This is a genomic window from Stenotrophomonas sp. YJH_SMC_127, assembly GCF_059372445.1.
The window spans coordinates 210,031-236,941 of record NZ_JCAFVO010000002.1; the positions used below are offsets into that span (position 1 = coordinate 210,031).

Annotated in this window: 27 protein-coding genes; 22 read left to right on the plus strand and 5 right to left on the minus strand. The window is 68.1% G+C overall.

Features of this window, described 5'->3' with window-relative positions; all coding sequences use genetic code 11:
* Window positions 1-35: 35 nt before the first annotated feature.
* The 4 genes from AC5QAB_RS06270 (at window position 36) to AC5QAB_RS06285 (ending at window position 2,327) form a co-directional block, all read left to right on the plus strand.
* Complete coding sequence (locus AC5QAB_RS06270) at window positions 36-362, plus strand: hypothetical protein (RefSeq protein ID WP_197561420.1); 327 nt, start codon at window positions 36-38, stop codon at window positions 360-362.
* Between the two features lie 486 nt (window positions 363-848).
* On the plus strand, window positions 849-1,211 hold the full coding sequence (locus AC5QAB_RS06275) for a hypothetical protein (RefSeq protein WP_100450188.1): 363 nt from the start codon (window positions 849-851) through the stop codon (window positions 1,209-1,211).
* Between the two features lie 98 nt (window positions 1,212-1,309).
* On the plus strand, window positions 1,310-1,696 hold the full coding sequence (locus AC5QAB_RS06280; protein WP_197561419.1) for a hypothetical protein: 387 nt from the start codon (window positions 1,310-1,312) through the stop codon (window positions 1,694-1,696).
* 244 nt (window positions 1,697-1,940) lie between these two features.
* On the plus strand, window positions 1,941-2,327 hold the full coding sequence (locus AC5QAB_RS06285) for a hypothetical protein (RefSeq protein WP_074725434.1): 387 nt from the start codon (window positions 1,941-1,943) through the stop codon (window positions 2,325-2,327).
* 19 nt (window positions 2,328-2,346) lie between these two features.
* Here the strand turns inward: AC5QAB_RS06285 and AC5QAB_RS06290 are convergent, their stop codons facing one another.
* Window positions 2,347-2,721 carry a hypothetical protein gene (locus AC5QAB_RS06290; RefSeq protein WP_197561418.1) on the minus strand — a complete coding sequence of 125 codons (375 nt, stop codon included), beginning with the start codon at window positions 2,719-2,721 and terminating at the stop codon, window positions 2,347-2,349.
* Between the two features lie 564 nt (window positions 2,722-3,285).
* Here AC5QAB_RS06290 and moaA point away from each other — a divergent pair.
* The 11 genes from moaA to AC5QAB_RS06345 all read left to right on the plus strand — a co-directional run bounded on the left by moaA (window position 3,286) and on the right by AC5QAB_RS06345 (window position 11,133).
* The gene (gene moaA / locus AC5QAB_RS06295; protein WP_197561417.1) at window positions 3,286-4,266 is read left to right on the plus strand and encodes a GTP 3',8-cyclase MoaA; all 981 of its coding nucleotides are present in this window, start codon (window positions 3,286-3,288) and stop codon (window positions 4,264-4,266) included.
* 8 nt (window positions 4,267-4,274) lie between these two features.
* On the plus strand, window positions 4,275-5,273 hold the full coding sequence (gene moaCB, locus AC5QAB_RS06300; protein WP_049404259.1) for a bifunctional molybdenum cofactor biosynthesis protein MoaC/MoaB: 999 nt from the start codon (window positions 4,275-4,277) through the stop codon (window positions 5,271-5,273).
* Complete coding sequence (locus AC5QAB_RS06305; RefSeq protein ID WP_197561416.1) at window positions 5,270-6,523, plus strand: molybdopterin-binding protein; 1,254 nt, start codon at window positions 5,270-5,272, stop codon at window positions 6,521-6,523. The genes moaCB and AC5QAB_RS06305 overlap by 4 nt, the downstream gene beginning before the upstream one ends.
* Window positions 6,523-6,783, plus strand: coding sequence for a MoaD/ThiS family protein (locus tag AC5QAB_RS06310; RefSeq protein ID WP_005409914.1), 261 nt, complete (start codon window positions 6,523-6,525; stop codon window positions 6,781-6,783). Before AC5QAB_RS06305 ends, AC5QAB_RS06310 begins: the two co-directional genes overlap by 1 nt.
* 3 nt (window positions 6,784-6,786) lie before the next feature.
* The gene (locus AC5QAB_RS06315) at window positions 6,787-7,287 is read left to right on the plus strand and encodes a molybdenum cofactor biosynthesis protein MoaE (RefSeq protein ID WP_197561415.1); all 501 of its coding nucleotides are present in this window, start codon (window positions 6,787-6,789) and stop codon (window positions 7,285-7,287) included.
* Window positions 7,253-7,819 carry an NTP transferase domain-containing protein gene (mobA, locus tag AC5QAB_RS06320; RefSeq protein ID WP_197561414.1) on the plus strand — a complete coding sequence of 189 codons (567 nt, stop codon included), beginning with the start codon at window positions 7,253-7,255 and terminating at the stop codon, window positions 7,817-7,819. Before AC5QAB_RS06315 ends, mobA begins: the two co-directional genes overlap by 35 nt.
* A complete protein-coding gene (locus AC5QAB_RS06325) occupies window positions 7,816-8,181 on the plus strand; it encodes a hypothetical protein (RefSeq protein ID WP_197561413.1) in 366 nt (121 codons plus the stop codon). The genes mobA and AC5QAB_RS06325 overlap by 4 nt, the downstream gene beginning before the upstream one ends.
* A gap of 68 nt (window positions 8,182-8,249) precedes the next feature.
* Entirely contained in the window at window positions 8,250-9,026 is a 777-nt protein-coding gene (locus AC5QAB_RS06330; protein WP_049404274.1) for a helix-turn-helix domain-containing protein, read from the plus strand.
* An 18-nt stretch (window positions 9,027-9,044) separates the two neighbouring features.
* The gene (modA, locus tag AC5QAB_RS06335; protein WP_197561412.1) at window positions 9,045-9,788 is read left to right on the plus strand and encodes a molybdate ABC transporter substrate-binding protein; all 744 of its coding nucleotides are present in this window, start codon (window positions 9,045-9,047) and stop codon (window positions 9,786-9,788) included.
* 3 nt (window positions 9,789-9,791) lie between these two features.
* Window positions 9,792-10,475: a molybdate ABC transporter permease subunit gene (gene modB / locus AC5QAB_RS06340; RefSeq protein WP_197561411.1), complete on the plus strand. Its 684-nt coding sequence runs from the start codon at window positions 9,792-9,794 to the stop codon at window positions 10,473-10,475.
* Window positions 10,465-11,133, plus strand: coding sequence for a sulfate/molybdate ABC transporter ATP-binding protein (locus tag AC5QAB_RS06345; RefSeq protein ID WP_197561410.1), 669 nt, complete (start codon window positions 10,465-10,467; stop codon window positions 11,131-11,133). The genes modB and AC5QAB_RS06345 overlap by 11 nt, the downstream gene beginning before the upstream one ends.
* 138 nt (window positions 11,134-11,271) lie before the next feature.
* On the opposite strand, the gene AC5QAB_RS06350 is transcribed toward AC5QAB_RS06345, so the two are convergent.
* Both AC5QAB_RS06350 and AC5QAB_RS06355 read right to left on the minus strand, forming a co-directional pair.
* The gene (locus AC5QAB_RS06350; protein ID WP_197561939.1) at window positions 11,272-12,801 is read right to left on the minus strand and encodes a flavodoxin domain-containing protein; all 1,530 of its coding nucleotides are present in this window, start codon (window positions 12,799-12,801) and stop codon (window positions 11,272-11,274) included.
* Window positions 12,798-13,226 (minus strand): PAS domain-containing protein, encoded by a 429-nt coding sequence (locus AC5QAB_RS06355; protein ID WP_164110450.1) that lies wholly within the window; start codon window positions 13,224-13,226, stop codon window positions 12,798-12,800. The genes AC5QAB_RS06350 and AC5QAB_RS06355 overlap by 4 nt, the downstream gene beginning before the upstream one ends.
* A 441-nt stretch (window positions 13,227-13,667) precedes the next feature.
* Between AC5QAB_RS06355 and glgA the strand changes: the two genes are divergently transcribed.
* The 7 genes from glgA to glgX are packed head-to-tail and all read left to right on the plus strand — an operon-like array spanning window position 13,668 to window position 25,797.
* Window positions 13,668-15,194 carry a glycogen synthase GlgA gene (gene glgA / locus AC5QAB_RS06360; protein WP_080354736.1) on the plus strand — a complete coding sequence of 509 codons (1,527 nt, stop codon included), beginning with the start codon at window positions 13,668-13,670 and terminating at the stop codon, window positions 15,192-15,194.
* On the plus strand, window positions 15,191-17,425 hold the full coding sequence (locus tag AC5QAB_RS06365; protein WP_241883973.1) for a 1,4-alpha-glucan branching enzyme: 2,235 nt from the start codon (window positions 15,191-15,193) through the stop codon (window positions 17,423-17,425). Before glgA ends, AC5QAB_RS06365 begins: the two co-directional genes overlap by 4 nt.
* Window positions 17,422-19,140, plus strand: a complete 1,719-nt coding sequence (gene treZ / locus AC5QAB_RS06370; RefSeq protein WP_495233222.1) for a malto-oligosyltrehalose trehalohydrolase — start codon at window positions 17,422-17,424, stop codon at window positions 19,138-19,140. Before AC5QAB_RS06365 ends, treZ begins: the two co-directional genes overlap by 4 nt.
* Window positions 19,137-20,981 (plus strand): 4-alpha-glucanotransferase, encoded by a 1,845-nt coding sequence (locus tag AC5QAB_RS06375; RefSeq protein ID WP_495233223.1) that lies wholly within the window; start codon window positions 19,137-19,139, stop codon window positions 20,979-20,981. Before treZ ends, AC5QAB_RS06375 begins: the two co-directional genes overlap by 4 nt.
* On the plus strand, window positions 20,978-23,551 hold the full coding sequence (treY, locus tag AC5QAB_RS06380) for a malto-oligosyltrehalose synthase (protein ID WP_495233224.1): 2,574 nt from the start codon (window positions 20,978-20,980) through the stop codon (window positions 23,549-23,551). The genes AC5QAB_RS06375 and treY overlap by 4 nt, the downstream gene beginning before the upstream one ends.
* Complete coding sequence (locus AC5QAB_RS06385) at window positions 23,520-23,690, plus strand: DUF2934 domain-containing protein (RefSeq protein ID WP_014647380.1); 171 nt, start codon at window positions 23,520-23,522, stop codon at window positions 23,688-23,690. Before treY ends, AC5QAB_RS06385 begins: the two co-directional genes overlap by 32 nt.
* On the plus strand, window positions 23,677-25,797 hold the full coding sequence (gene glgX / locus AC5QAB_RS06390; RefSeq protein WP_100450175.1) for a glycogen debranching protein GlgX: 2,121 nt from the start codon (window positions 23,677-23,679) through the stop codon (window positions 25,795-25,797). Before AC5QAB_RS06385 ends, glgX begins: the two co-directional genes overlap by 14 nt.
* A 68-nt stretch (window positions 25,798-25,865) precedes the next feature.
* On the opposite strand, the gene AC5QAB_RS06395 is transcribed toward glgX, so the two are convergent.
* Both AC5QAB_RS06395 and AC5QAB_RS06400 read right to left on the minus strand, forming a co-directional pair.
* Window positions 25,866-26,180: an AzlD family protein gene (locus tag AC5QAB_RS06395; protein WP_014647378.1), complete on the minus strand. Its 315-nt coding sequence runs from the start codon at window positions 26,178-26,180 to the stop codon at window positions 25,866-25,868.
* Window positions 26,177-26,908: an AzlC family ABC transporter permease gene (locus tag AC5QAB_RS06400; protein ID WP_049439472.1), complete on the minus strand. Its 732-nt coding sequence runs from the start codon at window positions 26,906-26,908 to the stop codon at window positions 26,177-26,179. Before AC5QAB_RS06400 ends, AC5QAB_RS06395 begins: the two co-directional genes overlap by 4 nt.
* Window positions 26,909-26,911 lie beyond the last annotated feature (3 nt).

A 26,911-nucleotide genomic window follows, 5' to 3' on the forward strand; every position in this document is an offset into this window, starting at 1 on the left:
GCTGCAGCGCAGGCGGTGGATAGAGGCGAAGGGAAATGAAAGACAAACTGAGAGAAAGAGAGGCGCTGTCGCCAACTGGCTTCTATGACCGATACTATGCGGAGAGTGGCCTGGATCAGGAAACCGTAGTGGAGCTGCTGGAGCATGTTGCAGACGAGCTTCGTTTGCCCTCCGGGAAGCTCCGTCCTGAAGATCGATTTTCGAAGGAACTGTCGCCTGGTGAAGATCATGGTTGGGACTCGGGGTATGGGGTGTTGATATTCGAGCTTCAATCGCTCGCAAAAAAACGTGGTATTGCAGTCGATCGGCGGGTGGATTCGCTCGACGACTACATTCGTATCATGGCGGGTATCTATCGATGAGATTGATGCGTCCCTGAATGGCCATCGGCGTAGACGTCGCAGTGCGTACTGAGAATTCGGGGATGCCGAAGGTGAGGTATGCCGCCGCTGTCATTACCGGTCTGGTTCTGGCGGGCTGTGCAACATCGGGTGGCGATATGGTCGTGCGCGTCTCGGGAAGCGTGCCGCCAGGTCAGGGTGACGTTCGCGCTCTAGATTGTGAGCTGAGTATGCTCGGGGAGGACGAAGGTGTAGTCTCGTCGAAACCGGTTGGAAGCACATTCTCGGTCCCCATGATGGTCGTTGCAGGGCCGAAACCCAGAAGCTACCAATTCGCCGTCGAATGCAGGGATGGCCGGAGGTTCGCATCCAAGCCGGTGCAGATCAGTAGTCGGCGGTCCTATGCCCGGGATCTCAATCTTGGGGAGCTTCAGGAGCGGTGACCGGCGATCGTCCTCGCGCATCCCAGAGCTCTGATGGGGAATCTAGTCCATGAGATTCATTTGCGTGTTGCTCTTCATCCTTCTCACGGGTGCGGCGCTGTTTTCATTTCGCAAACTCCATCGAGGTGAGCTGGGCGAGAAGCCGGTTTATGCCGCTTTGCAGAGAGCAGAGCTGGAGTACAGACGCCAGCCGGTTGGCGACCTGATCTATGAAGAAGGGGGCGGGCATCTGCTCGCCGGGTTCTCTATAGACGCGCAAGCGAGGGTTTGGGTTGCGTTGGACACAATGAGGGACAATGGGGATCTGTTTGTCGTCCCTATGCACGCGGAACAGAGAATCCCTTGTCAACTCGTCGATCAGCTGGTGTCGGCCAATGTCGGATCAGCACAGGCTAGGCACGCGTTGAAGGCGTCTTGCGTGAAGTAGGGCGTTGCGAGGCTGAAGAAATTCCCCGTACACGCCGCAGCAATGATGACGGCGGTGATTCGGTCGTTTTGTTGTATGGGTTTGGGGGATTCCAGTAGATGAAGGATTTCAACGCGCTCGAATGGTGTGATGCCACGTTGCTGGCTATCAACATCGATAGAAGGAATCCAGGCGTATGCGATGAGGTAAAGGTCCACGTGCGCTGGCCGGACGGTCGGGAGTCAATCGTTTGCTTCCCGGAAGCGTACGGGTGCTCTGCGCTCATGAACTTCGGCGTACTGGGTGACGAGGGAATTGAGTTCGCCAGAGTTGACGATGACGCGCCGGGACTCGCTGATCTTCTTGATCGTTGGAAGGCGGTCGGCTATCCGCTGTCCGGCCTGAAGTGTTTTCGTATCGAGACCACCTCGACCGGTAGCGTCATTCTGATCTACGCCAGGACATGGCGGATCGAGGATCTGCCGATGGCGGGTGCAGTGCTCTGAAGGACATTCCGTGCCCAGATTCCTCACCCCCGACAAGGTCTCCCCCATCCGGGGGAAGGCGCCTGAGAAGACCGAGCGGAGATATCCTTGGGGTCATGATTTTTGGCCCTGCGGCGACGTTGGCCGCCACACTCTGCAAATTGGGACCTTGATGATGGTGAGGATCCTGACAGCACTACTTCTGATTGGAGTCGGACTTGGATTCTCTGGCGGCGCATGGGCTGTAGGAAAGCGGCCCTTCAAGATGATCCAGTTCTGCGTGCATGACCAAGAGGGCGTGAATCGGTTCAAGCAGACCCTCAGCTCTATCGCCAAGGACGAAGGAATGCAGTTCTTCGATGGCAGCGCTGAATTGGATCGCCAGCTTGCCAGGGCAAAGGTGGACGTGAAACGCCCTGTCGTCTACATCGGAGTGAAGCGGGAAGATGGCTCGGGACTGGAGGCGGGGAACCTCGGATTGGATCGCTTCGAGATAGCTATTGGCTTCTCTGAAGGGAAGATGCCCGCCGAGGCATGGTCATTCTCTTTCCGCGTCGAACGCGCTTTGGCAGATCGCTGGAATGTACACGCGGTTCCCCCGAACAAGGGGGCTGCGCCGACGGCGTGTCGGGCGGGAGGCGATCCTCGCTGAAGTCCGTTGCACATGGCATTCACCCTTCGGGCTGCAACCGCCCTACCGCCTGGGCGCACAACGACTGGCAGGCCATGACCACCCCCTCCATCACGCGGTCGCCCACGTACTGCCCGGGTTCGCCGTTCTGCCGGGTGCGTTCGGCCGCCAGCAGCATTTCCAGCACCACCCGCAACCCGTTCAACGCGCAATCGGCATCGGCGAGGGCCAGGCAGCGGCCGGGTAGTTGATGCCGCTCCGGCCAGGGTTGTCCGTCGGCTGCCGCACCGGAGCCGATGCGGTGGAGATTGGCAATGAAGGTGTTCCTGTCCACTGTTGGCGCAGCCGGAGGCGAACCGTCGTCGCCGGCGGTGCTGCGGTAGGCGTGCAGATGCGGGAGGTCCGATTCGTTCATGGCAAGGCTCCGTGCAGGGCAATCGGTAGCCGCCACCCGAAAGGTGGCGGGCGGTACGTGGTTCGAATCCGGGTTGGCCTCAAGCCGGCGGGCGCGAACGCCCCCAACGCACCGCCCGCCATAGCCGGCAGACGGATTGCCAGCCGGCGCCACGCATGGTGACGCCGGCTGGCAAGCGCACTTACTCAAGGCCAACACGGGATTCGAAGCCCGGCCACCCTTTTGCGGTGGCACGCCATCTGAGCCCCTGGCGCTGTGCAATGCCAATCAGAAGAGTTGCAAACATCACTCGATTGGAGACGCTTTTGACATTGTCCTACGCTGTTAAGCCCCGCCAGTGCTGGCTGGCGTAGTGATCCGCCCGCAGCGTGCAATCTGCGACAGGTGTCGAGGTTGTCACGGCGAACGGGACGGGCGCGGAGGGCCTATCGCGACAGGCGGTACCAATTCAGGCTGCGTGCCTCCCGGGTTGACGCTTTCAACGCCCCAGCGCACTCTGCGGGCTGGGGTCGACAACCCGTTCAGGGGCAGGGCTGCAGGGTGGTACCAGGAGGCGGAACAGCCATGAGCCAACTCACCGACAGCTTCGGACGCAGCTTTCCGTACCTGCGCTTGTCGCTCACCGAAGCCTGCAACTTCCGGTGCAGCTACTGCCTGCCCGACGGGTACCAGGCCGATGGCCACCCGCGTTTCCTGCAGGTGGAGGAGATCGGCCGCCTGGTGCGGGCCTTCGCGGCGTTGGGCATGAGCAAGATCCGCCTGACCGGCGGCGAGCCCAGCCTGCGCAAGGATCTGGACGAGATCATCGCCACCGTGGCGGCGGTGCCGGGCATCCGCAAGGTGGCCATCACCACCAATGGCACGCTGCTGCCGCGGCGCCTGCCGGGCTGGCACCGGGCCGGCCTGACCGCGCTGAACGTGAGCATGGACAGCCTGCAACGCGAGCGTTTCCACACCATCACCGGGCACGACCGCCTGCCGGAGATCCAGCAGGGCCTGGCGCTGGCGCAGGCGTTGGGCCTGCCGGCGATCAAGCTCAACGCGGTACTGCTGCGGGGCCTGAACGACGACGATCTGCCGCAGTGGATGGACTACCTGCGTGACCGCCCCTTCAGCGTGCGCTTCATCGAGCTGATGCGCACCGGCGACAACGAAGCCTATTTCCAGCGCCACCACCTGCGCGCCGACGTGGTGATCGAGCAGCTGCTGGCCGCGGGCTGGCACGAGCGTCCGCGCGCGGCCGACGCCGGCCCGGCGCGCGAGTTCGGCCACCCCGACCATCGCGGCAGCATCGGCATCATCGCCCCGTATTCGCGTGACTTCTGCAAGGGCTGCAACCGCCTGCGGGTGACCGCCAAGGGCGACCTGCGGCTGTGCCTGTTCGGCGAGTTCGGCGTACCGCTGCGCCCGCTGCTGCAGCGCGATGAGGACCACGACGCGCTGCTGGCACGCATCACCACCCAGCTTGGCCTGAAAGCGGCCGGGCATGGACTGCACCAGGGCCAGACCGGGCTGACCCCGCACCTGGCCTCCATCGGAGGATGAGCAACACGATGAGTGGGGAATTGAACGCGGCCTTCCACATGGCCGATGTGCGCAACAAGCGCATCAGCCGCCGCCGTGCGGTGGCGGTGGGCGAGCTGAATGCCGGTCCACTGGCCTATCCGCTGATTGTCGAGCGCCGCCTGCCCAAGGGCGATGCGCTGGTGATGGCCGAGATTGCCGGCCTGCAGGGCGCCAAGATGGCCTCGATGCTGATGCCGCTGTGCCACCCGCTGCCGCTGGAACTGGTGCAGGTGTTCTGCGCGCCGGTACCGGAACGGCAGGCGATCCGCGTGTGGTGCGAGTGCGCCAGCGAGGCGCGCACCGGCGTGGAGATGGAGGCACTGGCCGGCGTCAACGCGGCGCTGCTGACCCTGTACGACCTGAGCAAGCCGGTGGAGCCGGCACTTAGCATCGAAGGCATCCGCCTGCTGTTCAAGGAGGGCGGCAAGCGCGGTGTCTGGCTGCACCCGGACGGCATGGACGAGGCCGAGCGTGAGCGGTTCAAGCCGCGTGCGCCGAAGGGCCTGGAAGGCGCGGCCTGCGCGGTGATCACGCTGAGCGATCGCGCCAGCGAAGGCACCTATGAAGATGTCTCCGGCCCGACCCTGGTGACCGGGCTGAAGAAGCTGGGGGGCGAGGTGGTGGCCGCCGAAGTGCTGCCCGATGGCATCGAGCCGTTGGCGGGCCGCCTGCAGGCGTTGGCTGCCGAGGGCGTGCGCCTGTGCCTGTGTACCGGGGGTACCGGGCTGGGCCCGCGTGACCTGACCCCGGAGGCGCTGCGTTCGTTGAATGCGCGGCCGGTGCATGGCCTGGCGCAGATGGTGCGGGCACTGAGCGCACAGCACACGCCGATGGCCTGGCTGAGCCGCGCCGAGGTGGTGCAGCTGGGCAATATGCTGGTGTTTGCATTGCCGGGCAGCCCGAAGGCGGCGGCGCAGTGCCTGGACATCCTGGCGCCGGTACTGGGCCACGCCCTGGCGATGGTCGAGGGGGATGGCCACGCATGATCCCCTACAGCGAAGCCCTGCAGCACCTGCTGGACGCGGCCACGCCGCTGCCGGCCGAGCATCTGCCGCTGCATGAGGCCAGCGGCCGTACCCTGGCCAGCGACATCCTCAGTGGGCAGTCGCTGCCGCCGTTCGACAATTCGGCGATGGACGGCTTCGCGCTGCGCGCCAACGGCGCGACGTTCGAGGCCGGTACCGAATTTGCCGTGCAGGGTTGGCAGGCGGCCGGCGATGCTGGCGCCGAAGGCGGCGAGGGTGCCTGGGAAATCATGACCGGTGCGCGCATGCCGGCCGGGCTGGATACGGTGGTACCGGTCGAGAACGTGGAGATCCTCGCCAGCGAGGATGGCCGCCCGACCCGCATTGCCCTGAAGGCATTGGTGAAGCCGGGCCAGAACGTGCGCCTGCGCGGCGAGGATGTAAGCGACGGCGAGCGCGTGCTGCAGGCCGGGCAGGTGCTGGACATCAACGCGCGCACCCTGCTGCATGCCATCGGCGTGGGCGAGGTGGCGGTGGTGGCGCGGCCAAAGGCAGCGGTGATCGCCACCGGCAAGGAGCTGGTGACCGAGGCGGCGCAGGCGCTGGAATCCGGGCAGATCCGTGACAGCAACCGGCCATACCTGGTCGGCCGCCTGCAGGCCGCCGGTGCCGAGGTGGCCTGGCAGGGCACGGTGGGCGATGAGGTGGCCGCCTTCAATGCCGTACTGGATCAGGCGCTGGACGCGGGTGCGCAGCTGTTGATCAGCACCGGCGCGGTGTCGGCCGGCCGCTACGATTTCATTCCCGACGCGCTGCGCGGCCGGGGTGCGCGCATCGTGTTCCACAAGGTGGCGATCCGCCCCGGCAAGCCGTTGCTGTTCGCGGTGCTGCCCAATGGCACGCTGTATTTCGGCCTGCCGGGCAACCCGGTGTCGGCTGCGGTGGGCCAGCGCTTCTTCGTCGAGCCGGTGCTGCGCCGCCTGCTGGGGCTGGCACCCGAGCCGGTGCTGAGGTTGCCCCTGCAGGCCGACGTGCGCACGCCGCCCGGCCTGCGCTTCCATGCGCGGGCGCGGGTGGAAGTGGACGCGCAGGGGCGCCTGAGTGCGCGCGTGCTGGCCGGGCAGGAGTCGTTCCGTTTGATGTCCATGCTGCAGGCCAACGCCTGGGTGGTGCTGGAAGGCGAGAGCGGCGTGGCCGCTGCCGGCACGCCGGTGCGGGTGCAGGGCTGGGGTCATCAGGACCCGGTGCAGCTGGTGAGCCAGGAGCCGTGATGAGACAGGTGAATCTGCAGTTGTTCGGAGCGTTTTCCGATCTGGATGCCAGCCGCGAGATCGCAGTGGATGTAGCCGGTGGCACCGTGGCCGATCTGCGCCAGGCGCTGCGAGAGCTGCTGCCGCTGCGTTGGCCGGGTTTCCGCGCGGGCCTGCTGGACTACTCGGCATTCGCCGATCAGCAACGCGTGCTGCGCGACCACGAGGCGCTGCCCGACGATGGCCGGGTGGCGATCCTGCCGCCGGTGAGCGGGGGCTGAGCGATGAGCGAGACGATCATCGCCAAGGTCGTGGACCGCGCGCAGGCGGCAATCGATCCGGCCGAGGGCATCGCGGCGGTTTCCGATACGGGCTTCGGCGGCATCGACGTGTTCATCGGGAAGGTGCGCGACGTCAACGTGGGCCGGCGGGTGACCGGGATCACCTACGATCTGTTCGAACCGCTGGTGCTGAACGAATTCAAGCGGCTGGCCGCCGAGGTCGAAGCCACGTTCGGTCCGAAGCTGAAACTGTATGTAGCGCATGCCAAGGGCCGGCTCGGCATCGGCGATGTGGCGGTGGTGGTGGCCGCCGGCAGCCCGCACCGTGACGAAGCGTTCCGGGCCTGCCGGCATTTGATCGAGGTGGTCAAGCACCAGTGCCCGATCTGGAAGCAGGAGCATTACGAGGACGGCGACAGCCAGTGGAGCGAAGGTTGCAGCCTGTGCCATGCCGACAGCGAACCCGGCCATGACCATGCACACGATCACGAACATCCCCATTGATGGCATCGTGCTGGCCGGCGGCCTGTCCAGCCGGATGGGCCGCGACAAGGCGCTGCTGCCCTGGCACGGCCGCACGCTGCTGGAACACATGCGCGGCCTGCTGCTGCAGGCCGGCGCCGGGAGGGTATGGGTGAGCGGCGACTACCCAGCTTTTGGTGGCATCCCGGACCGGGTCGCACGCTGCGGCCCGCTGGGCGGCCTCTACAGTGTGGCGATGCAGATGCCAGGCGGCCCCGCCTGGGTGGTGCCGGTCGATACGCCGCGGGTGACACCCGCGCTGTTGCAGCGGCTGCAGGCCGATCAAGGGCGTGCCTGCACGGTATTCGACGATGAACCGTTGCCGATGCGGTTGCAGATCGATGATCATTGCCGCCGCGTGCTGCAGGCCTTGATCGATGATCCGACGGCGCGCCGTTCACTGCGCGCCCTGCAGGAACGCCTGGGCGTGACACGGATGCCACTGGCGCCGGAGGATCAGGCGTTGCTGCTCAACTGCAACACCCCGTCGGAATGGGAGTCCATCACAGCATGAAGGTCCAGCTGCAACAGCAATCGATGCGCCTGCGCGTGGATGAAGAAGAACTGGCAGGATTGCTGGCCGGCGAATCAGCGGAGAACCTGACGCGCTTTGGTGGCAGCGGTGGCTGGGGCGTGGCGCTGTCGCTGCATGCCGGCGATCAGGCGGTGCTGCTCGATGGCGGGACATTCTGCCGGTTGGTACTGCCTCGCCAGGCCGTTGAGTCGCTGGCGGGCAGGCTGCCCTGCCGGGATGGGCTGGGCTTCGGTATCGCGTTGGATGACGACAGCATGCTGCAGCTGCAGTTCGACGTGGACGTGCGCGACAGCATGCGGCAGCGTGGCCCGCAGCGGCGTTCCGAACCCGCGCCAGAGTAGGTGCACGTTGCGCAGGGCCGGGCGGTGCGCTGTCGTATGATGAGGGCCTTCGTTCCTGCCCCGCTGCAATGCCTGTGAACCCCTCCGCTCCCTCTGCGTCCCGGCCGGCCACGCCCAATCCGGCAGCAGCCGATGACGGAGACGCGCTGCACTTCTGCAGCACCTGTGCGTTCTCCGACGCCTGCATGTCGCAGGGCTACGACAAGACCGCGCTGGGCGAGCTGCATGTGCTGGTCGACCACGTCGGCCCGTTCCAGGTCGGCGACTACCTGTTCCGTGCCGGCGATCCGTTCGACTCGATCGCCGCGGTGCGTGCCGGCATGGTCAAGACGTTCGTCGATGACAGCCAGGGCAACGAGCAGGTGCTGGGTTTCAGCCTGCCGGGCGAGGTGATCGGGCTCAATGCCATCCACGGCGCGCGCTTCCCTTGCAACGCCGTGGCCCTGGACACCGTCTACCTGTGCCGGATCTCGTTTCCGCGATTGAGCCTGCTGGCCACGCGCATGCCGGGGTTGCAGGCGCGGCTGTTCAGCCTGCTCAGCGCCGAGATCGGCAAGGTCGCCACGCTGGCCGCCAACCATCGCACCGAGGAGCGCATGGCGGCGTTCCTGCTGGATCTTTCCGAGCGCTATGCCCGGCGCGGATTCTCCGCCACCCGTTTCAACCTGAGCATGGCCCGCACCGAGATCGCCAACTACCTGCGGATGGCGCCGGAGACGGTGAGCCGGGTACTGCGCCGCTTGAGCGACGACGGTGTGATTGCGGTGAACCAACGTGAGATGCTGTTGCTGGACCCGGACCGGCTGGCGGAACTGGCCGTAGCCCGGGACGCCGGACTGGACTGATCAGGCAGGGGGCTGGGCATGAAGCGAGCGGCATTGTTGTGGCTGGGCCTGCTGGCCACGGTACCGGCCTGGGCGGCCGACCTGACGGTGTCGGCGGCGTCGAGCCTGACCGAGAGCTTCCGCGAACTGGGTGCGGCCTATGAGAAGACGCACCCGGGAACCAAGGTCGATTTCAACTTCGCCGCCTCTGGCGTACTGCTGCAGCAGATCAGCCGCGGCGCGCCGGTGGATGTGTTCGCGTCGGCCGATGAAGCCACCATGGACCAGGCCCAGCAGCAGGACCTGCTGGCGGCCGGCAGCCGCGCGGTGTTCGCGGTGAACGCGCTGTGGGTGGTGGCGCCGCCGCAGGCCAGGGCCGCGCCGCGCAGCTTGAAGGACCTGGCCGGTGCCGGCGTGCAACGCATCGCACTGGGCAACCCGGACAGCGTGCCGGTCGGCCGCTATGCCAAGGGCGCGCTGGAAGCGGCCGGCCTGTGGCCGTCGGTGCGGGGCCGGATCATCACCACGCAGAACGTGCGCCAGTCGCTGGATTACGTGGCGCGCGGTGAAGTGGATGCCGGCTTCGTCTATGCCACTGACGCGCAGGCCATGCCGGACCGGGTACGCCGTGCCTTCGTGGTACCGGTGTCTGGGCGCATCGCCTATCCGCTGGCGGTGACCAGGGCCAGCGCGCAGCCGGCAGAGGCCAAGCGGTTTGTCGCCTTTGTGCGTTCGGCGCAGGGCCAGGCGATCCTGGCCCGGCACGGATTCGGCAAGCCCTGACGCATGGATCTGGACTGGAGTGCATTGGGGTTGTCGCTGAAGGTGGCCGGCTGGGCCACCGCGGCCAACCTGGTGCTGGGCGTGGCGCTGGGCGCGCTGCTGGCGCGTCGGCGCTTTCCCGGCCGTGAGCTGCTGGATTCGCTGTTGACCCTGCCGATGGTGCTGCCACCAACGGTGCTGGGGTACTACCTGCTGGTGCTGATCGGTCGCAACGGCCTGATCGGCGCGTGGCTGCAGTCGTGGTTCGGCATCAACCTGGTGTTTACCTGGCAGGCCGCGGTGATCGCGGCGGCGGTGGCTTCGCTGCCGCTGGTGTTCAAGCCGGCACGCGCGGCGTTCGAGGAAGTGGACGGACAGCTGGAGCAGGCCGCGCGGACGCTGGGTGTGTCCGAAGCGGCGGTGTTCTTCCGCGTCACGCTGCCGCTGGCCTGGCGCGGCATTCTTGCCGGCCTGTTGCTGGCGTTTGCACGCGCGATGGGTGAATTCGGCGCGACGTTGATGGTGGCCGGCAGCATTCCGGGACGCACGCAGACGCTGTCGATCGCCATCTACGAGGCGGTGCAGGCCGGCCAGGATGGCAAGGCCAATGCGCTGGTGATCCTGACCTCGGTGGTCTGCATCGTGATCCTGTTGCTGGCTGCGCGGTTGGTGGGCGGACGTCGCCGGGAGCTGCGTGATGTGGCTTGACCTGCAGGTGCAGCGTCGCCTGCAGGCGGCCGGCCAGGATTTCGTGTTGGACGTATCGCTGCAGTGCACGCAGCGGCAGGTGGTGCTGTTCGGACCCTCCGGCGCCGGCAAGAGCCTGACCCTGAAGGCGGTGGCCGGGCTGCTGCGGCCGGGCCAGGGCCATGTGCGCCTGCAGGGGCAGACCCTGTTCGACGCGGCCACCGCTGTGGATCTGCCGCCGCAGCGCCGCCGGCTGGGCTACGTGTTCCAGGATTACGCGTTGTTCCCGCACCTGAGCGTGCGCCAGAACGTGGCGTTCGGGCTGCAGAAGGGATGGCTGAATCCGCGGATCGGCCAGCGCTTCGACGCGGTGGAACAGTGGTTGCACGCCTTCCGCATCGACACGGTGGGCGATCTGCTGCCATCACAGATTTCCGGCGGACAGCGCCAGCGTACCGCGCTGGCGCGCGCGCTGGTGACACAGCCGCAGGCGCTGCTGCTGGATGAACCGTTTTCCGCGCTGGACCATGATCTTCGCCATCATCTGCGCCAGGAGCTGGAGACCGTGCTGGACAGGACCGGCATTCCGCTGCTGTTGATCAGCCATGACCCGCAGGATGTGGCCATGTTCGGCCAGCAGGTGGCGCGCGTGGTGGACGGCCGCATTGTCGACAATTGACCCGTGATGGACGCGCCGGCGATGGTTGGGCACATCTGATGGTAGTGCCGGCCGCTGGCCGGCAACCACGGAATCCTGAGCAGCCGGCCAGCGGCCGGCTCTACCGGTTCAAGGTCCGTGCGGTCCGGTGGTCATGGATCAGTACAGCTCACAGTGCGTGCGGCCTTCATTGCGCAGCGTGTCCCAGTGCCCTTCGCCGCCGATGGCATCGATGGCCTCGCGCACCGCGCTTTCCAGGTGGCGCTTGTTGCCGCACAGGTACAGATGCCCACCGCGGGCCAGCACATCGCGCACTTCATCGCCGCGCTGCTGCAGCACATGCTGCACATAGATCTTCTCGGCGCCATCGCGCGAGAACGCGGTATGCAGGCCGGCCAGCACGCCACGCGTACGCCAGTCCAGCAGCTGGTCACGGTACAGGTAGTCGTGCTGGCGGTGCTTCTCGCCAAACACCAGGTGCACTTCGCGTTCGCAGGCGTTGGCCTGCAGTTCCTGCAGCAGGCCCATCAAGGGTGCGATGCCGGTACCGGTACCGACCAGCAGCAGCGGTGCCTCGCCGGTATCGGGCAGGTGGAAGCCGGGGTTGGAGCGGCAGTACACACGGGCATGGCCGCCTCCATGCAGGAGGCTGCCGGTGGCAGTGCCGAAGCGTTCGCGGCCGCGCAGGGTGTAGCGCACTTCGCGCAGGCACAGGCTCAGCTGGTCGTCGCACGGGTGCGAGGCGATCGAATAGGCGCGCGGCAGCCGCGGTGACAGCAGTTCGCGCAGCCGGGCAAGCGGCACGCTGTCCGGCGTGGCGTGGTCCTGCAGCACGTCCAGCAGGTCCAGGCCGTGCAGGTAGGCGTCCAGCTCGCGCTTCTGACTGACCTTCAGCAGGCCCTTCAGTGCCTCACTACCGCCCAGCCGGGCCAGTTCGCGCAGCACGCCCTTGCTCAGCAGGCGCAGCTCGCGGTCATGCAGGGCGGCCACGGCGGTGGTGTCGCCGTACCAGGTGGCCAATGCCTGCAGCAGGGCAGGGTCGTTCTCGGGTACTACGTGCAGGGTGTCGCCCGCGCGATAGGCCATGCCACTGCCGGCAATGTCCAGTTGCAGGTGCCACGCGGCCGGGTCGCTGCTGTTCAAGCGGCGGCGTTCGAGGATGCGCGCGGCAAAGGCATTGTCTTCGCCATAGGCGGTGACCTGCAGGTGCAGGTGCTGGCCAGCGCTGAGGTCACCCTCCAGCACCTGGCCCAGCACCGGCTGCCATTGCTGGAAGAACTGCTCGTAGCCCAGGTCGGCGTCCACCCGATGCAGCAGCGGCCGGGCCTGGCGCTCGCTCAATGCAGCATCCAGCGCCTTGGTGAAGCCGCAGAAGCTGGGGTAGCCGGTGTCACCAAGGCCGAACACCGCATAGCGCAGGCCGCGCAGCGTCGGGGTCTGGCGCAGTGTTTCGAAGAACTGCTCGCCATTGGCCGGCGGTTCGCCATCGCCGAACGAGCTGGAGATTGCCAGCAGCACATCGCCTTGGCCGAGACTGGCCACGTCGATGTCGTTGAACGGGAGTACCTGCGGCCCGTGCAGCTGCAGGCCCGCGCCCAGGCGCTGGGCCAGGGCGCGGGCGTTGCCCGACTCGGACGCAAAACCCACCAGCAGGCGGCTGAAGGGTGTACTGGTCGGGAGAGCGTTCACGCGGCCTCGTAGAAGTCGTCGAACTTTTCCTTGCTGAACTCGACCAGGTCGTAGTTCTGCATCAGGTCGTTCACCACGCGGCGGATGCTGATGTACGAGGTGATGTTGCCGTCGGCGTCGAACAGCGGCTGCACGGTGGTGTCGACCACGTAGAGCACGCCGCCTTTGCCAAGGTTGGGCACGATGCCGGTCCAGGTCTTGCCGGCCTTGATGGTGTCCCACATGTCCTTGTAGACGGCCTTGGGCACGTCCGGGTGGCGCACGATGCTGTGCGGCTGGCCGATCAGTTCCTCGCGGGCGAAGCCGGTGAGCGTGCAGAACAGGTCATTGGCGTAGGTGATGTTGCCCTGCAGGTCGGTGGTGGAGATCACCATGACGTTCTGCATGGCGTTCAGCAGCTGGGCGTTTTCGGGGGTGTAGCTCATCGCAGGGTCCTTGTGGATGCCGGCAGTGCCGGCGTGTTCGGGTCCTGCATAGAAATACGCCCGCGCGGCGGCGGGCGGTTTGACATTGGTCAAGCGCGTCGCTCGATGGCCTGCGACCGGGTGTCGCAGGAAGAATCTCTGTAGAGCCGAGCCCATGCTCGGCTCACGCGGCAAACGGGATTGCCGGCAGCCGGGCGCGGGCTCGGCTCTACAGGAGAGACACGGGCAGGAGGCGGGCGCCTGTCATGTGTACTGAGCTCATGACGCCTTGTCACAAAGAAATCGCCATGGCTTCACGGTTGATTGATCGCATGGCGGGCTATTGTCGTACTGAGCCTCTCGCTGACGTCCCCCACGTCCTGCGTCGACTTCCTTCCCAGCACAAGCGCCCGTCCGGGCGCCGCTGGCGTCTGTCTGCCTGAAGCATCCGAGATCATCCCCATGGCCCGCGCCGCCCAGTCCGCTTCACCCGTTGCGATCTCTCCGCTCACGCCCGTGCCGATCGGCACTCGCCGCGGCCACTCGCAACCGTTGGATCTCCCAGAACTGGTGCAGCGCGTGCTGTTCGTCGCCACCGAGATGGCCGACTTCATCAAGGCCGGCGGACTGGGCGATGTGGCCGCGGCGTTGCCGCGTGCGGTGCGCGGTGCATGTGATTCGCGCGTGCTGCTGCCCGGCTACCCGGAGGTTCTGCAGCGCCTGCCACAGCTGCGACCGGTGGGGCGGGTCAGCGCCCGAGCCGGGTTGCCCGCGTGCACGATCGGCATGGCGGTGCAGGCCGACGGCCTTCCTATCTACGTGCTGCTGTCGCCTGGGCTGTACGAGCGCGAGGGCTCGCCCTACGTGGATGGGCAGGGACAGGAGTGGAAAGACAACGCGGTCCGCTTCGCCACGCTTTCGCATGCGGCTGCGGAGATTGCGGCCGGGCGCGCCGGGCTGGACTGGGCGCCGCAGCTGCTGCACCTGAATGACTGGCCGGTGGCCATGGCTGCCGCCTACGTACGTTGGGACCGGACAGCCGTGCCGACCCTGCTGACCATCCACAACCTGGCCTACCAGGGGCTGTTCCCCTACGCGCTTGCGCCGGTGCTGGGCGTGCCGGCCGAACACCTGGATGAACTGCACTTCCACGGGCAGATGTCGTTCCTGCAGGGCGGCATCACCAATGCCACGCGGCTGAACACGGTCAGCCTGCGCTACGCGCAGCAGATCACCGCCCCGGATGACGGCTGCGGGCTGCATGACCTGTTGGCGCGCCGGGCGGCCGGCGGACACCTGAGTGGCATCGTCAACGGCATCGACGCCAGCTGGGATCCACGCCGCGACATCCACCTCAAGGCCCATTTCGGCATCGGCGAATGGACCGGGCGCGCCACCAACGCGCATGCGGTGCGCAAGGCGTTCGGGCTGGCGCCGTCGACCGGCCCGCTGTTCGCGGTGGTCTCCCGCCTGGTGCACCAGAAAGGCCTGGACATCACCTGCGACGTGGCACCGCAGATCGTGGCGGCCGGCGGCCAGCTGGTCATCATCGGCGGCGGCGAGCCGCAGGTGGAAGCGCAGGTGCAGGCGCTGGCCCGGCGCTACCCCGGACGGGTGGGCGCATTCATCGGCTTCGAAGAGGCGCTGGCCCGCCAGATGTTTGCCGGCGCCGACTTCCTGCTGATGCCTTCACGCTTCGAACCCTGCGGGCTGAGCCAGATGTACGCGCAGCGCTTCGGCTGCCTGCCCATCGCACACGCGACCGGCGGGCTGGTGGATACCGTCGAGGATGGCGTGACCGGATTCCTGTTCCACGGCGCCAATGCCGATGGCCTGCGCCGCTGCGTGGAACGGGCGATGCGCACCTTCCGCCTGCCCGGCCTGCTGCAGGCCATGCGCCGCGCCGCCATGCTGCGGCCGGGTGGCTGGGATGCGGCCGGACGCGCGTACCTGGCCCTGTACCAGCAGACCTGCCAGGTGGCCGCATGAGCCACGACAGCCTGCATCTGGCCGCCCTGGAGGATGAAGCGATCACGGAGACGGGATTGGATCAGCGTATCGCCCCGGCGCTGCAGGACCTCGTCCACGCGCGCCCGGCCGATGCATTCGCCTGGCTGGGCCCGCATCGCCAGCCAGAAGGCGGACGCCAGCTGCGCGTGCTGGTGCCGCATGCGCAGCGCGTCGAGGTGATTGCAGACGATGGGCGGCGCTGGAACCTGTCCCCTGGCCCGTTGCCCGGCCTGTTCGAGGGCGCGGCCGGTGACGCGGCGATACCGCTGCTTGCCCTGCATTTCGAACAGGGCGTGGAGCAGGTGCACGATGCCTATGCGTTCGGTCCACTGTTGGACGAAGCCCTGCTGCAGCGGTTCCATGCCGGTGATGCCGATGCGGCGCGGCAGCTGGGTGCGGTGCCGATGCAGGTGCAGGGCATTGCGGGCGTGCGCTTCGCGGTGTGGGCGCCCAATGCCCAGCGGGTCGCCGTGGTTGGCGATTTCAACGGGTGGGACGGCCGACGCCATCCGATGCGGCTGCGTCACACCGCCGGCGTGTGGGAGCTGTTCCTGCCGGGCGTGCAGGCCGGTGCCCGCTACAAATTCCGCATCGTCGGCGCCGACGGCCGGGTGATGCCCGACAAGTTCGATCCGATGGCGCGCTGGGCCGAGCTGCCACCGGCGACCGCATCGCGGGTGCCTTCGGCTGGGCCAATGGAGTGGCACGATGATGCTTGGTTGGCGGCCCGCCGCCTGGCCGGAACCTGCGCACCGCTGTCGATCTACGAAGTGCATGCGGGTTCCTGGCAGCGCAGCGACGACGGTGCGCCGCTGGACTGGGATGCCCTGGCCGACCGGTTGATTCCGTACGTGGCCGGTCTTGGCTTCACCCATATCGAGCTGTTGCCGGTGAGCGAGCATCCCTTCGGCGGTTCCTGGGGCTATCAGCCGCTGGGGATCTACGCGCCGACGGCACGCCATGGCACGCCACAGGCCTTCGCACGCTTCGTGGACCGCTGTCACCAGGCCGGCGTGGGAGTGATCGTGGACTGGGTGAGCGCGCACTTCCCCAACGATGCGCATGGCCTGGCCGGGTTCGATGGCACCGCGCTGTACGAGCATGCCGACCCGCGCGAAGGGGTGCACGCCGACTGGGACACGCTGATCTACAACTACGGCCGCAACGAAGTGGCCGCCTACCTGATCGGCAGTGCATTGGAGTGGGTGGAGCGGTTCCACATCGATGGTCTGCGCGTGGATGCCGTGGCGTCGATGCTGTACCGGGATTACAGCCGTGCCGAGGGGGAGTGGGTACCCAACGAGCAGGGCGGGCGCGAGAACCTGCAGGCGGTCGCTTTCCTGCGGCGGATGAACCAGACGCTGCGGGAGCGCTTCCCGGACGTGCTGGTGATCGCCGAGGAATCCACCGCGTGGCCGGGGGTGACAGCGCCGGTGGAGGAGGGCGGGCTTGGCTTCACCCACAAGTGGAACATGGGCTGGATGCACGACACCCTGCAGTACCTGGGGCGCGATCCGGTCCATCGTTCGCATCACCACAGCCAGATCAGCTTCGGCCTGGTCTACGCCTTCTCCGAACGGTTCGTGCTGCCGCTGTCCCACGACGAGGTGGTGCATGGCAAGGGCGCGCTGCTGGCCAAGATGGCGGGCGAGCCGGCACAGCGGCTGGCCCAGCTGCGCGCGTATTACGGCTTCATGTGGGCGCACCCGGGCAGCAAACTGCTGTTCATGGGCGGCGAGTTCGGCCAGGGCCATGAGTGGTCGCACGATGCGGCACTGGACTGGGCACGGGCGGCCAGCAACGAGGGCCAGGGCCTGTCGCGCCTGGTGGGCGACCTCAATAACGTGCTCCGCGCCGAACCTGCGTTGCATCGCGACGAACGCGACGAACGCGGCTTCGACTGGAGCGTGGCGGACGACAGTCGCAACAGCGTCTACGCCTTCATCCGCCGGGATCCTGCCGGCAGCGGCCGCACCCTGCTGGTGGTGAGCAACTTCACCCCGCTGCGTCGCGACGGCTACCGGGTCGGGGTGCCGCAACCGGGGCGCTGGAGCGAACGGCTCAACACCGACAGCGCGTATTACGGTGGCGGCAATGCGGGAAACCTCGGCGCAGTGCATACCGAGCCGAGGCCGATGCACGGCCACGCGCAGTCGCTGCGGCTCACGCTGCCGCCGCTGTCCACGCTCTACCTGCAGGTTGATGCATGACGACAATGGCGCCGCGCCTGGGCGCATGGCCGGTGGCCGGTGACGAGGTGGAGTTCCGGGTGTGGGCGCCGGACGCAGTCGCGATGGCGCTGTGCCTGCACGGCACCCAGCGGCCGATGCAACGCGAGCCGGACGGCTGCCACTGGCTGCGAACGCCGGCATCGCATGGCGACCGCTACCGGTTCCGCCTGCCTTCTGGCCAGGACGTGCCCGACCCGGCCTCGCGCTGGCAGCCGGACGGCATCGACGGCGACAGCGCGGTGGTGCTGGATACCGACGCGACGGGGCCTGCCTGGCAGGGGCATGCCTGGCAGGACCTGGTGATCTATGAGGTGCATATCGAGGCCGGGGGCGGCTTCGCGGCGTTGACCGCGCAACTGCCGATGCTGGCCGCGCTGGGCATCACCGCCATTGAACTGATGCCGGTCGCGCAGTTTCCCGGGCAGCGCAACTGGGGCTACGACGGCGTGTTCCCGTATGCGCCGGCCCATGCCTACGGCGGGCCGGCAGCGCTGAGGGCCTTCATCGAGGCGGCGCACGATGCAGGGCTGTCGGTGCTGCTGGATGTGGTCTACAACCACTTCGGACCCCAGGGCAACCACCTGCGCGACTACGCGCGCGGGTTCTTCCGTGACGACCGCAGCACGCCGTGGGGCGAGGCCATCGACTTCCGCCAGCCCTGGGTGCGGCGCTTTTTCATCGACAACGCGCTGATGTGGTTGCGCGACTACGGCTTCGATGGCCTGCGCCTGGACGCGGTGCACGCCATTGACGATGACCGTTTCCTGCAGCAGCTGGCCGATGAGGTACGTGCGGTGGCCCCGCACGCGCACCTGGTGCTGGAGAACGAACGCAACCAGGCGCGGTGGCTGCGCGGCGCCTACCAGGGACAGTGGAACGATGACTTCCACAATTCGCTGCACGTGATGCTGACCGGCGAGCAGGAAGGCTATTACGCGGCCTATGCCGGTCGCGCCGAAGCACTGCTGGCGCGCTGCCTGGCCGAAGGATTCGCCTGGCAGGGTGAACCGGACCTGCGCGGCGACCGCCGCGGCGAACCCAGCGCCGACCTGTCGCCCGCGCGTTTTGTGGTATTCGCGCAGAACCATGACCAGGTGGGCAACCGCGCTTTCGGCGAGCGCCTGTCGATGCTGACCGATCCTGCGCCGCTGCGCGCGGCGCTGGCGCTGACCCTGCTGACGCCGATGATCCCGCTGCTGTTCATGGGCGAGCCGTGGCAGGCGCAATCGCCCTTCCTGTTCTTCACCGACTACGCGCCGCCGCTGGACGAGGCGGTGCGCGAAGGGCGTCGCCGTGAGTTCGCTGGTTTCAGCGCCTTTGCCGCCGCCGCCGCGCGAGCGCGTATTCCGGACCCGAACGATGCAGCGACCCTGCAGGCGTCGTACACGCCGCCGCCCGGCGATGATCCCTGGTCGCAGCACTGGCTGCGCTGCACGGGTGAGTTCCTCGGCCTGCGCAGGCGCTATCTGCAGCCGGGCCTGCTGCAGGCGCGGTCGCTGGGCGCGCGCGTGCTGGGCCAAGGCGCGGTGCAGGCGGGCTGGCAGTTGCCATCGGGCCAATGGTGGATCGCGATCAACGTGGGCCCTGTGCCGGTGGCGCATGCGGTGCCGGCCGGCGAGTGCGTCGTGGGGCCGGACGCGGCCGGGATGCTGCCGGCAGGCGGCGGCGTGCTGGCCTGCTGGGTCGCCGCATGAATACGGATGCAGCGGTGCGGGAGACGGCCCGCCGTGCGGGCCTGCTGGTCCGTTGGACCGACGTGTCCGGTGCCGCGCGCGAGGTCGCACCGGACGTGCTGCGCGCCGTGCTGGAGGGGCTGCAGTGCGAGGCGGTGCCCGAGCACGCTGGCCTGCGCACGGCCTGCTGCGGACAGCTGCTGGTGATGCCGGAGGCAGCCGGTGCAGCGTGCTGGGTGGATGAGCAGGGCGCAGCGTTGCCCGCCCGTGCCGATGCGCAGGGCCGCTGGCGCGTGCCGGATCAGCCCGGCTACTGGCAGTGGCGCCGGGGCGACCAGCAACAGGCGGTTGCGGTGGCGCCACAGCGTGCCTGGTGGCCGCGGGGCACGCTGCGCGGCTGGGGCCTGTCGGCGCAGGTCTACAGCCTGCGCGCGCCCGGTGATGCCGGCATCGGTGACAGTGCCGGCTGTGCACGATGGAGCGAGCTGCTGCACCGGCACGGCGGCGACGCACTGGCGTTGAGCCCGCTGCACGCGGGCATGCCACCGGGCCCAGGCTACAGCCCCTATTCGCCCAGCGACCGGCGCTGGCTCGACCCGCTGCAGGTCTCCCTGCCGCAGGTATTGCCCGATGCCGCGAACAGCGTGCTGGGCGGGGACGAGGCGCTGGCGGCGGCGGTGGAAGCGGGGACAGCCGCACGTCGCATCGACTGGTCGCACTCGGCGGCAGTGAAGTGGCGCTGGATACGGCAGGTTCGCCAATGGATTGCAGCGCAGGCACCGTTGCAGCGCGCGCAGATCGAAACCTGGCGTGCCATGCAGGGCGATCCGCTGCGGCACTATTGCCAGCATGCCGCCGACCGGTTCACCGGCAGCGCGGACGACCATGCGTTTGCGCAGTGGTTGGCACAGCAGGGCTGGGCGCAGGTACACGCCACGCTGCGCGACGAGGGCGCCTCTATCGGGTTGATTGCCGACCTGGCCGTGGGCTGCGCGCCGCAGGGCGTGGAGGCACGCACCGGGGGGGCTGATCTGCTGCAGGGACTTGAGCTGGGTGCACCGCCGGACGCGTTCAATCCGCTCGGCCAGGCCTGGGGCATCACCAGCTGGTCACCGATGGCGTTGCAGCGCGAGGGCTTCGCACCCTACCTTCGCGTGCTGCGCGCCGTGATGGCCGGCCGCGGCGGGCTTCGCATCGATCACATCCTGGGCCTGCTGCGGCTGTGGGTGTTGCCCCGTGGCGCGGGCGCTGGGCAGGGCGTGTACCTGCGCTATCCGTTCGATGATCTGATCAACCTGCTGGTGCTGGAGTCCTGGCGGCATCGCTGCGTGCTGATCGGCGAAGACCTGGGCGTGGTTCCGCCGGGCATGCGCCAGCGGCTGGCAGCCCGGGGCATTCTGGGCATCGAGGTGCTGCCGTTTGCCCGCAACGGCGCGCGCTTCCTGCCGGCGCCGCAGTGGCGCCGCGATGCGGTGGCGATGCCCTCCACCCATGACCTGCCACCGCTGGCCGGTTGGCTGCGCGGGCGTGACCTGCGCTGGCGCGCACGCCTGGGTGAGCTGGCGGATCTGCCAGGGGCACTGCGCGCGCGTGCCAGCGACGCGCAGGCACTGTCTGCGGTGGTTGGCGGCGAGGGCGCGCCGCTGGACGCCAGGGCGTTGTCTCTGGTCGCCCACGCGGCGTCCCGGCTGGCGTTGCTGCCGCTGGAAGACGCGCTGGGCGGTCGCGCACAGGTGAACCTGCCAGGCACCGTCGGCGGCCATCCCAACTGGCGCCGCCGCCTGCCGCCGACGTGGGATGCTGACGCGGCCGATGCGCGCGTGGCGCGCCTGAGTGCCACGCGCCGCAGGGCCGGGCAATGACGGGGTTGCGTGCCACCGCGCGCCTGCAGCTGCACGCAGGCTTCGACCTCGGGGCGGCTGCCGCGCAGGTGCCGTACTACGCCGCGCTGGGCGTCAGCCACCTTTACCTGTCACCGATCGCTGCGGCGGTGCCCGGGTCGACGCATGGCTACGATGGCATCGACCCGGCTCGCATCAATCCGGAACTGGGCGGTGAAGCGGGCTTCCGGCAGCTGGCGGAAGTGACGCGCGCGCACGGCATGGGCCTGATCCTGGACATCGTGCCCAACCATCTGGCGGCGTCCCCGCACAGCCAGTGGTGGAGCGATGTGCTGATGCACGGGCCTCGAAGCCCCCACGCAGCTTGGTTTGACATCGAGTGGGAGGCGCCGGGCTGCGAGGGCCGGCTCTGGCTGCCGGTACTGGACCGGCCGTTGCACGACGCGGTACGCGACGGCGTGGTGCGCTTGGTGGTGGACAACGCGCGGCCCGTGCTGCGCCACCATGGCCTGGCATTGCCGTTGTCGCCGCGCAGCCATCCGCTGGAACCCGCGCAGTGGCCGGCGTGGGCCGAACGCTGCAACCGCAGCGTTGAACGGTTGCACACGCTGCTGCAGCGGCAGCACTACCGTCTGGCCTGGTGGCGCACGGCCGGCGATCAGGTGAACTACCGGCGCTTTTTCGATATCAACGAACTGGCCGCGCTGCGGGTGGAGCGCGAGGATGTGTTCGAGGCAGTGCATGCGCTGCCGCTGCGGCTGGTACGCGAGGGATGGGTGGACGGCCTGCGCATCGACCACGTGGATGGCCTGTCCTGCCCGGGCGCGTACCTGCAGCGCCTGCGTGAATCGCTCGACGCCGCCTGCGCGGCCGGCGGTCGTGACCCGCAGACCGTCAGCCTGCATGTGGAGAAGATACTGGCCGAGGGCGAGCAGCTGCCCGACGGCTGGGCCTGCGACGGCACCACCGGCTATGACTTCATGGACCAGGCCGGTGCCTGGTTGCACGATCCGGCGGCTGCACCCGCGCTCTCGCGCACGTGGCAGGCGCTGGGCGGTGACCCGCGCAGCTTCGACCGGATCCAGCAGGACGCCCGCGCCATGTTGCTGCGCCAGGGCCTTCATGCCGACTTCCAGCGGCTGCTGCGCAGCGCGCAGCAGGTCCTGCAGCCGCGGCTGGCCGAAGCCGATATCGGAGTGGCTGCGCTGGCCCGCGCATTGGCTTCCGTGCTGGGGCATTACCGCACCTACCGGCCCTATTCGCTGCAGGGGGCGGGTGAACGAAAGGCGCTGGCGGACGCTTCCGCCGCAGCGCGCCAGGCACTGGACGGTGCCGCACGCGCGGCGCTGGACCTGTTGCTGGCAGCGCTTGCCGGCGAGGCGCAGGCCGAGCGCGTGCTGCGTGCGCGTTTCGGTCAACTGGCCGCGCCGTTGAATGCCAAGTCGGTGGAAGACACCGGGTTCTATCGCTATTTCAGGCTGCTCTCGCGCAACGACGTCGGCAGTGATCCGCAGCGGCTGGGCATGGAGGGGCGCGCGCTGCTGGAACACGCCACTGCGCGCCTGCGTCGCCATCCCAGGGCGTTGCTTGCGCTTGCGACCCACGATCACAAGCGCGGCGCCGACAGCCGGGCACGGCTGGCGGTTCTCAGTACCTGCACGTTCGAATGGCGGGACGCTATGCGGCGCTGGAACCGGATGTCGACCCGCGCCGGCGCGCCGGTGCCGTTGCCGGGTGCCGAGGCCTACGCACTGTGGCAGGCGCTCGTGGCCGCATGGCCGATGCACGGTGCCCCTGGCGCCGACTTCGCCTCGAGGATGGTGCAATGGCTGACCAAGGCATTGCGCGAGGGCAAGCGGGTCAGCAGCTGGTCAGACCCGGATGTGGCCGTGGAGGAGGCCGCCGCGCAGTGGCTGCACGCGCTGCTGGACGCAGCGCCCTTGCAGCCGGTGCGCGAGGCGCTGGCGACGTTCGTGGCGCGCATCGCGCCGGCCGGCGCCTGCAACGGCCTGGCGCAGCTGTGCCTGCAGCACTGCCTGCCCGGCGTGCCCGACCTCTACCAGGGCGGCGAAGGCTGGGACCTGAGCCTGGTGGACCCGGACAACCGGCGTGCCGTGGACTATCCAACGCGGCAGGCGTGGCTGCGCGATACGCGCGGGTGGCCCGCGCTGCTGGAAGACTGGCGGGACGGTGGCATCAAGGCATTCCTGCTGCGGCAATTGCTGGAGTGCCGCCGCAGGCACCCGCACCTGTTCCTGCATGGCCAGCTGCAGCTGCTGTCCGCGCCTGCGCGCTCGCCGTGGCTGGCGTTCACGCGCAGGCATCAGGCGCAGGTGCTGCTGGTGATCGTGCGGCGGGGTTCGCCCGCCGCCGTGCCTGGGCCCAGCCTGCACGCCGGGCACGACGTCGGCACCGGCGCAGCACTGCACGGTGTGCCGACAGGCCCCATGCGCAACCTCCTGGACGGGCGCATCGAACATTTCAACGCAACCGCGGACGTGGGCAGGCTTCTGGCTGGCAGCCCGCTGGCGATATGGATCAACGAGGAGACAGGTAGGGATGGACAGCAGGGAACGACGGCAGCGGATTGAGGCACTGGCCCACCAGATCTGGGAAGCGGAGGGGCGCCCGGACGACCAGCAGCAGCGGCACTGGCACATGGCCGAGCGCCTGGTGGAGGCCGAGATTGCCGCGGCGCGCGGCGAGGAGGGCACCGATGGCCAGCCGTAAGTGGACGCAGACCTCGCGGGTGCGCGAAGGTCGGCCGTTCCCGCTGGGCGCGACGTGGGACGGGCTGGGCGTGAACTTTGCGCTGTACTCGCGGCATGCCACCCGGGTGGAGCTGTGCCTGTTCGACGCGCGCAACCGTGAAGTCGAGCGCATCGTCCTGCCTGAGTACACCAACGAGATCTGGCACGGCTACCTGCCGGACGTGCGGCCCGGGCAACGCTATGGCTATCGGGTGCACGGCCCGTATGCGCCGGAGGAGGGGCATCGCTTCAATCCCAACAAACTGTTGCTGGACCCCTACGCCAAGCAGATCGTCGGCGAGCTGAAGTGGGCGCCGCACCTGTTCGGCTACACCCTGGGCCACCGCGATGGCGATCTCAGTTTCGACCGCCGCGACAGCGCCAGCTACATGCCACGCTGCGCGGTGATCGACCCGGCCTTCAGCTGGGGTGTCGAACGTGCACCCGCAACGCCCTGGGACCGGACCGTGATCTACGAAGCGCACGTGCGCGGACTGACCATGCAGCACCCCGATGTTCCGCAGGCCGAGCGCGGCACCTTCTCTGCCCTGCGCCACGACGCGGTGGTCGACCACCTCAGCCATCTGGGGGTGACCGCCATCGAGCTGCTGCCGGTGCATGCCTACGTGGATGACCAGCAGCTGCTCGAGCGCGGGCTGCGCAACTACTGGGGGTACAACACCATCGGCTTCTTCGCGCCGCAGCCACGCTACCTGTCGCTGGGCACCGTGGCCGAGTTCAAGCAGATGGTCGCGCGGCTGCACAGTGCCGGCATCGAAGTGATCCTGGACGTGGTCTACAACCACACCGCCGAAGGCAATGAGCTGGGCCCCACGCTGTCCTTCAAGGGCATCGACAATGCCAGCTACTACCGCCTGGCCGATGATCGCCGCTATTACATCAACGATACCGGCACCGGCAACACGTTCGACCTGACCAATGCCGGCGCGCTGCGCATGGTGATGGACTCGCTGCGCTACTGGGTGACCGAGATGCGGGTGGATGGGTTCCGTTTCGACCTGGCCACCATCCTTGGCCGCGAGCGGCATGGCTTCGATGCCTCGGGCAGTTTCCTTGATGCGGTACGCCAGGACCCGATCCTGAGCCAGGTGAAGCTGATTGCCGAGCCATGGGACATCGGCCCGGGCGGCTATCAACTGGGCCAGTTCCCGCCGGGCTGGGCGGAATGGAACGACCGCTTCCGCGATACGGTGCGCGCGCTCTGGCGCGGCGATGGCGGCCAGTTGCCGGAATTCGCCACGCGCTTCACCGGCTCGGCCGACCTGTTCGAACATCATGGCAGGCGGCCCTCGGCCAGCATCAACCTGGTGACGGCGCACGATGGGTTCACCCTGCACGATCTGGTGAGCTACAACGATCGCCACAACGAGGCCAACGGCGAAGACAACCGCGATGGCCACTCGCACAACCTCTCCAGCAACCACGGTGTGGAGGGCGACACCGATGATGCGGCGATCCTCTCGTTGCGTGCGCGGCAGATGCGCAACCTGCTGGCCACGCTGCTGTTCGCGCAGGGCACGCCGATGCTGCTGGCCGGCGATGAGTTCGGCCATTCGCAGCAGGGCAACAACAATGCCTACTGCCAGGACAACCCGCTGAGCTGGATCGACTGGGAGCGTGCGGCATCGCCGGCTGCACAGGCGCAGGTGGCGTTCGTACGCCGGGCGCTGTCGCTGCGCCGACGCTATGGCCTGCTGCGCAGGAACCGGTTCCTGCGCGGCGAATACGATGAAGCGCTGGGCCTGCGCGATATCGACTGGCGGCATCCTGATGGCCGCAGCATGGAGGAAGCGGACTGGCATGACGCAGGGCTGCGTGCGCTGCTGATCGTGCTGGACGGCCGCAGCCCGGACAGCGGCCTGCGCGAGCCCGGGCGGCATGTCAGCCTGGCCCTGCTGTTGAACGCCGGAGACCAGCCGCAGCGGTTCAGTGTGTCGGATGAAGCCTTGTCGTTCCGGCGCGTACTGCTGCAGACCGACGAAACGCCGTTGGAGCCGGATGAGGAAGGCGCCTGGACGCTGCCGCCGCGCAGCCTGTGCCTGCTGGCGGCCAGCAGCAGCGCCTGACGGCAGCGCGCGTACAGGCGGTGCTGCGATGACTGGCCAGCGCCGGGCCTTTGCCCGGCGCACCGCAGTCAGCCCATCAGGTAGCGCAGCAGCCCGGCCGAGGCCACGCCGATCAGCACCGTCGGCAGCATCGACAGCCGCGTGGCGGCCAGCAGGGTGATCGCCAGCGCGGCCAGGTCGGCGGGCTTGTCGGCGACGAAATCCGGAGCGATCACCGAGATCAGCACGCAGCCCGGGGCGGCTTCCATCACCGTCACCGCGCGCTTGCCCAGCGTGCGGTTGCGCAGGGCGAGGAAGCCGACGATGCGGGTCAGGTAGGTGGCGGCGGCCATCAGCACGATGGTCAGCACCGAGGACCAGTGGATCAGGCCGTTGAAGATCATGCTGCGTCCTCCGCCAGCAGCCAGGCGGCGGCCAGGCCGGCCAATGCGCCGCTGGCCACGTACCACGCACCCGGGATCAGCAGATAGGTGGCGGCGGCCACGACCAGGCTGACCAGCCACGGGCGCGCGGCCTTCATGCCCTGCCACATGCCGCGCAGCAGCACCAGGAACACGGCGGGGAAGGCCATGTCGAAGCCGTAGGCGTGGATGTCGCCCAGCAGCGGCCCGACGATCGCACCCAGCGCGGTGCAGGCCACCCAGACGGTGTAGAGGCCCGCGGAGACGCCCAGGTAATAGGCCAGGCTGAAGCCGAGCGCACGGCGGCGCGCATCGGCCACGCCCATCGCCCAGCTTTCGTCACACATGAAGAACAACGCCGGCAGCACCCGGCGGCGCGGCAGGTGCTGCAGCAGTGGGGCCAGGCTGGCGCCCATCAGCAGATGGCGGCTGTTGACCAGTGCGGTGATCGCCACGATCAGTGCGATGTGCGGTGGCGAGGTCCACAGTTCGACGGCGGCGAACTCCGAGCCGCCAGCGAAGTTGAGGCCCGTCATCAGTGGCACTTCCAGTGCGCTCAGGCCTTTCTGGGCGGCCTGCGCGCCGAGCACCAGGGCGAAGGGAATGAAACCGATCATCACCGGCACGGCGGCGCGCAGGCCGCGCAGGAATTCGGCACGCGGCGCGGTATCGCAGGTGTCGGGCAGGGGGAGGGTGGTACGGGCGTCCATGGA

Coding starts and splice junctions, on each gene's coding strand:
- AC5QAB_RS06280 (WP_197561419.1), top strand. CDS start 1,310: ATGAAGGATTTCAACGCGCTCGAATGGTGTGATGCCACGTTGCTGGCT.
- AC5QAB_RS06290 (WP_197561418.1), bottom strand. CDS start 2,721: ATGAACGAATCGGACCTCCCGCATCTGCACGCCTACCGCAGCACCGCC.
- glgX (WP_100450175.1), top strand. CDS start 23,677: ATGGCCAGCCGTAAGTGGACGCAGACCTCGCGGGTGCGCGAAGGTCGG.
- AC5QAB_RS06270 (WP_197561420.1), top strand. CDS start 36: ATGAAAGACAAACTGAGAGAAAGAGAGGCGCTGTCGCCAACTGGCTTC.
- AC5QAB_RS06315 (WP_197561415.1), top strand. CDS start 6,787: ATGAGCGAGACGATCATCGCCAAGGTCGTGGACCGCGCGCAGGCGGCA.
- AC5QAB_RS06400 (WP_049439472.1), bottom strand. CDS start 26,908: ATGGACGCCCGTACCACCCTCCCCCTGCCCGACACCTGCGATACCGCG.
- AC5QAB_RS06385 (WP_014647380.1), top strand. CDS start 23,520: ATGGACAGCAGGGAACGACGGCAGCGGATTGAGGCACTGGCCCACCAG.
- moaCB (WP_049404259.1), top strand. CDS start 4,275: ATGAGTGGGGAATTGAACGCGGCCTTCCACATGGCCGATGTGCGCAAC.
- moaA (WP_197561417.1), top strand. CDS start 3,286: ATGAGCCAACTCACCGACAGCTTCGGACGCAGCTTTCCGTACCTGCGC.
- AC5QAB_RS06345 (WP_197561410.1), top strand. CDS start 10,465: ATGTGGCTTGACCTGCAGGTGCAGCGTCGCCTGCAGGCGGCCGGCCAG.
- AC5QAB_RS06355 (WP_164110450.1), bottom strand. CDS start 13,226: ATGAGCTACACCCCCGAAAACGCCCAGCTGCTGAACGCCATGCAGAAC.
- AC5QAB_RS06285 (WP_074725434.1), top strand. CDS start 1,941: ATGATCCAGTTCTGCGTGCATGACCAAGAGGGCGTGAATCGGTTCAAG.
- AC5QAB_RS06305 (WP_197561416.1), top strand. CDS start 5,270: ATGATCCCCTACAGCGAAGCCCTGCAGCACCTGCTGGACGCGGCCACG.
- AC5QAB_RS06375 (WP_495233223.1), top strand. CDS start 19,137: ATGAATACGGATGCAGCGGTGCGGGAGACGGCCCGCCGTGCGGGCCTG.
- AC5QAB_RS06395 (WP_014647378.1), bottom strand. CDS start 26,180: ATGATCTTCAACGGCCTGATCCACTGGTCCTCGGTGCTGACCATCGTG.
- AC5QAB_RS06310 (WP_005409914.1), top strand. CDS start 6,523: ATGAGACAGGTGAATCTGCAGTTGTTCGGAGCGTTTTCCGATCTGGAT.
- treZ (WP_495233222.1), top strand. CDS start 17,422: ATGACGACAATGGCGCCGCGCCTGGGCGCATGGCCGGTGGCCGGTGAC.
- modB (WP_197561411.1), top strand. CDS start 9,792: ATGGATCTGGACTGGAGTGCATTGGGGTTGTCGCTGAAGGTGGCCGGC.
- AC5QAB_RS06365 (WP_241883973.1), top strand. CDS start 15,191: ATGAGCCACGACAGCCTGCATCTGGCCGCCCTGGAGGATGAAGCGATC.
- glgA (WP_080354736.1), top strand. CDS start 13,668: ATGGCCCGCGCCGCCCAGTCCGCTTCACCCGTTGCGATCTCTCCGCTC.
- mobA (WP_197561414.1), top strand. CDS start 7,253: ATGACCATGCACACGATCACGAACATCCCCATTGATGGCATCGTGCTG.
- treY (WP_495233224.1), top strand. CDS start 20,978: ATGACGGGGTTGCGTGCCACCGCGCGCCTGCAGCTGCACGCAGGCTTC.
- AC5QAB_RS06330 (WP_049404274.1), top strand. CDS start 8,250: ATGCCTGTGAACCCCTCCGCTCCCTCTGCGTCCCGGCCGGCCACGCCC.
- AC5QAB_RS06325 (WP_197561413.1), top strand. CDS start 7,816: ATGAAGGTCCAGCTGCAACAGCAATCGATGCGCCTGCGCGTGGATGAA.
- modA (WP_197561412.1), top strand. CDS start 9,045: ATGAAGCGAGCGGCATTGTTGTGGCTGGGCCTGCTGGCCACGGTACCG.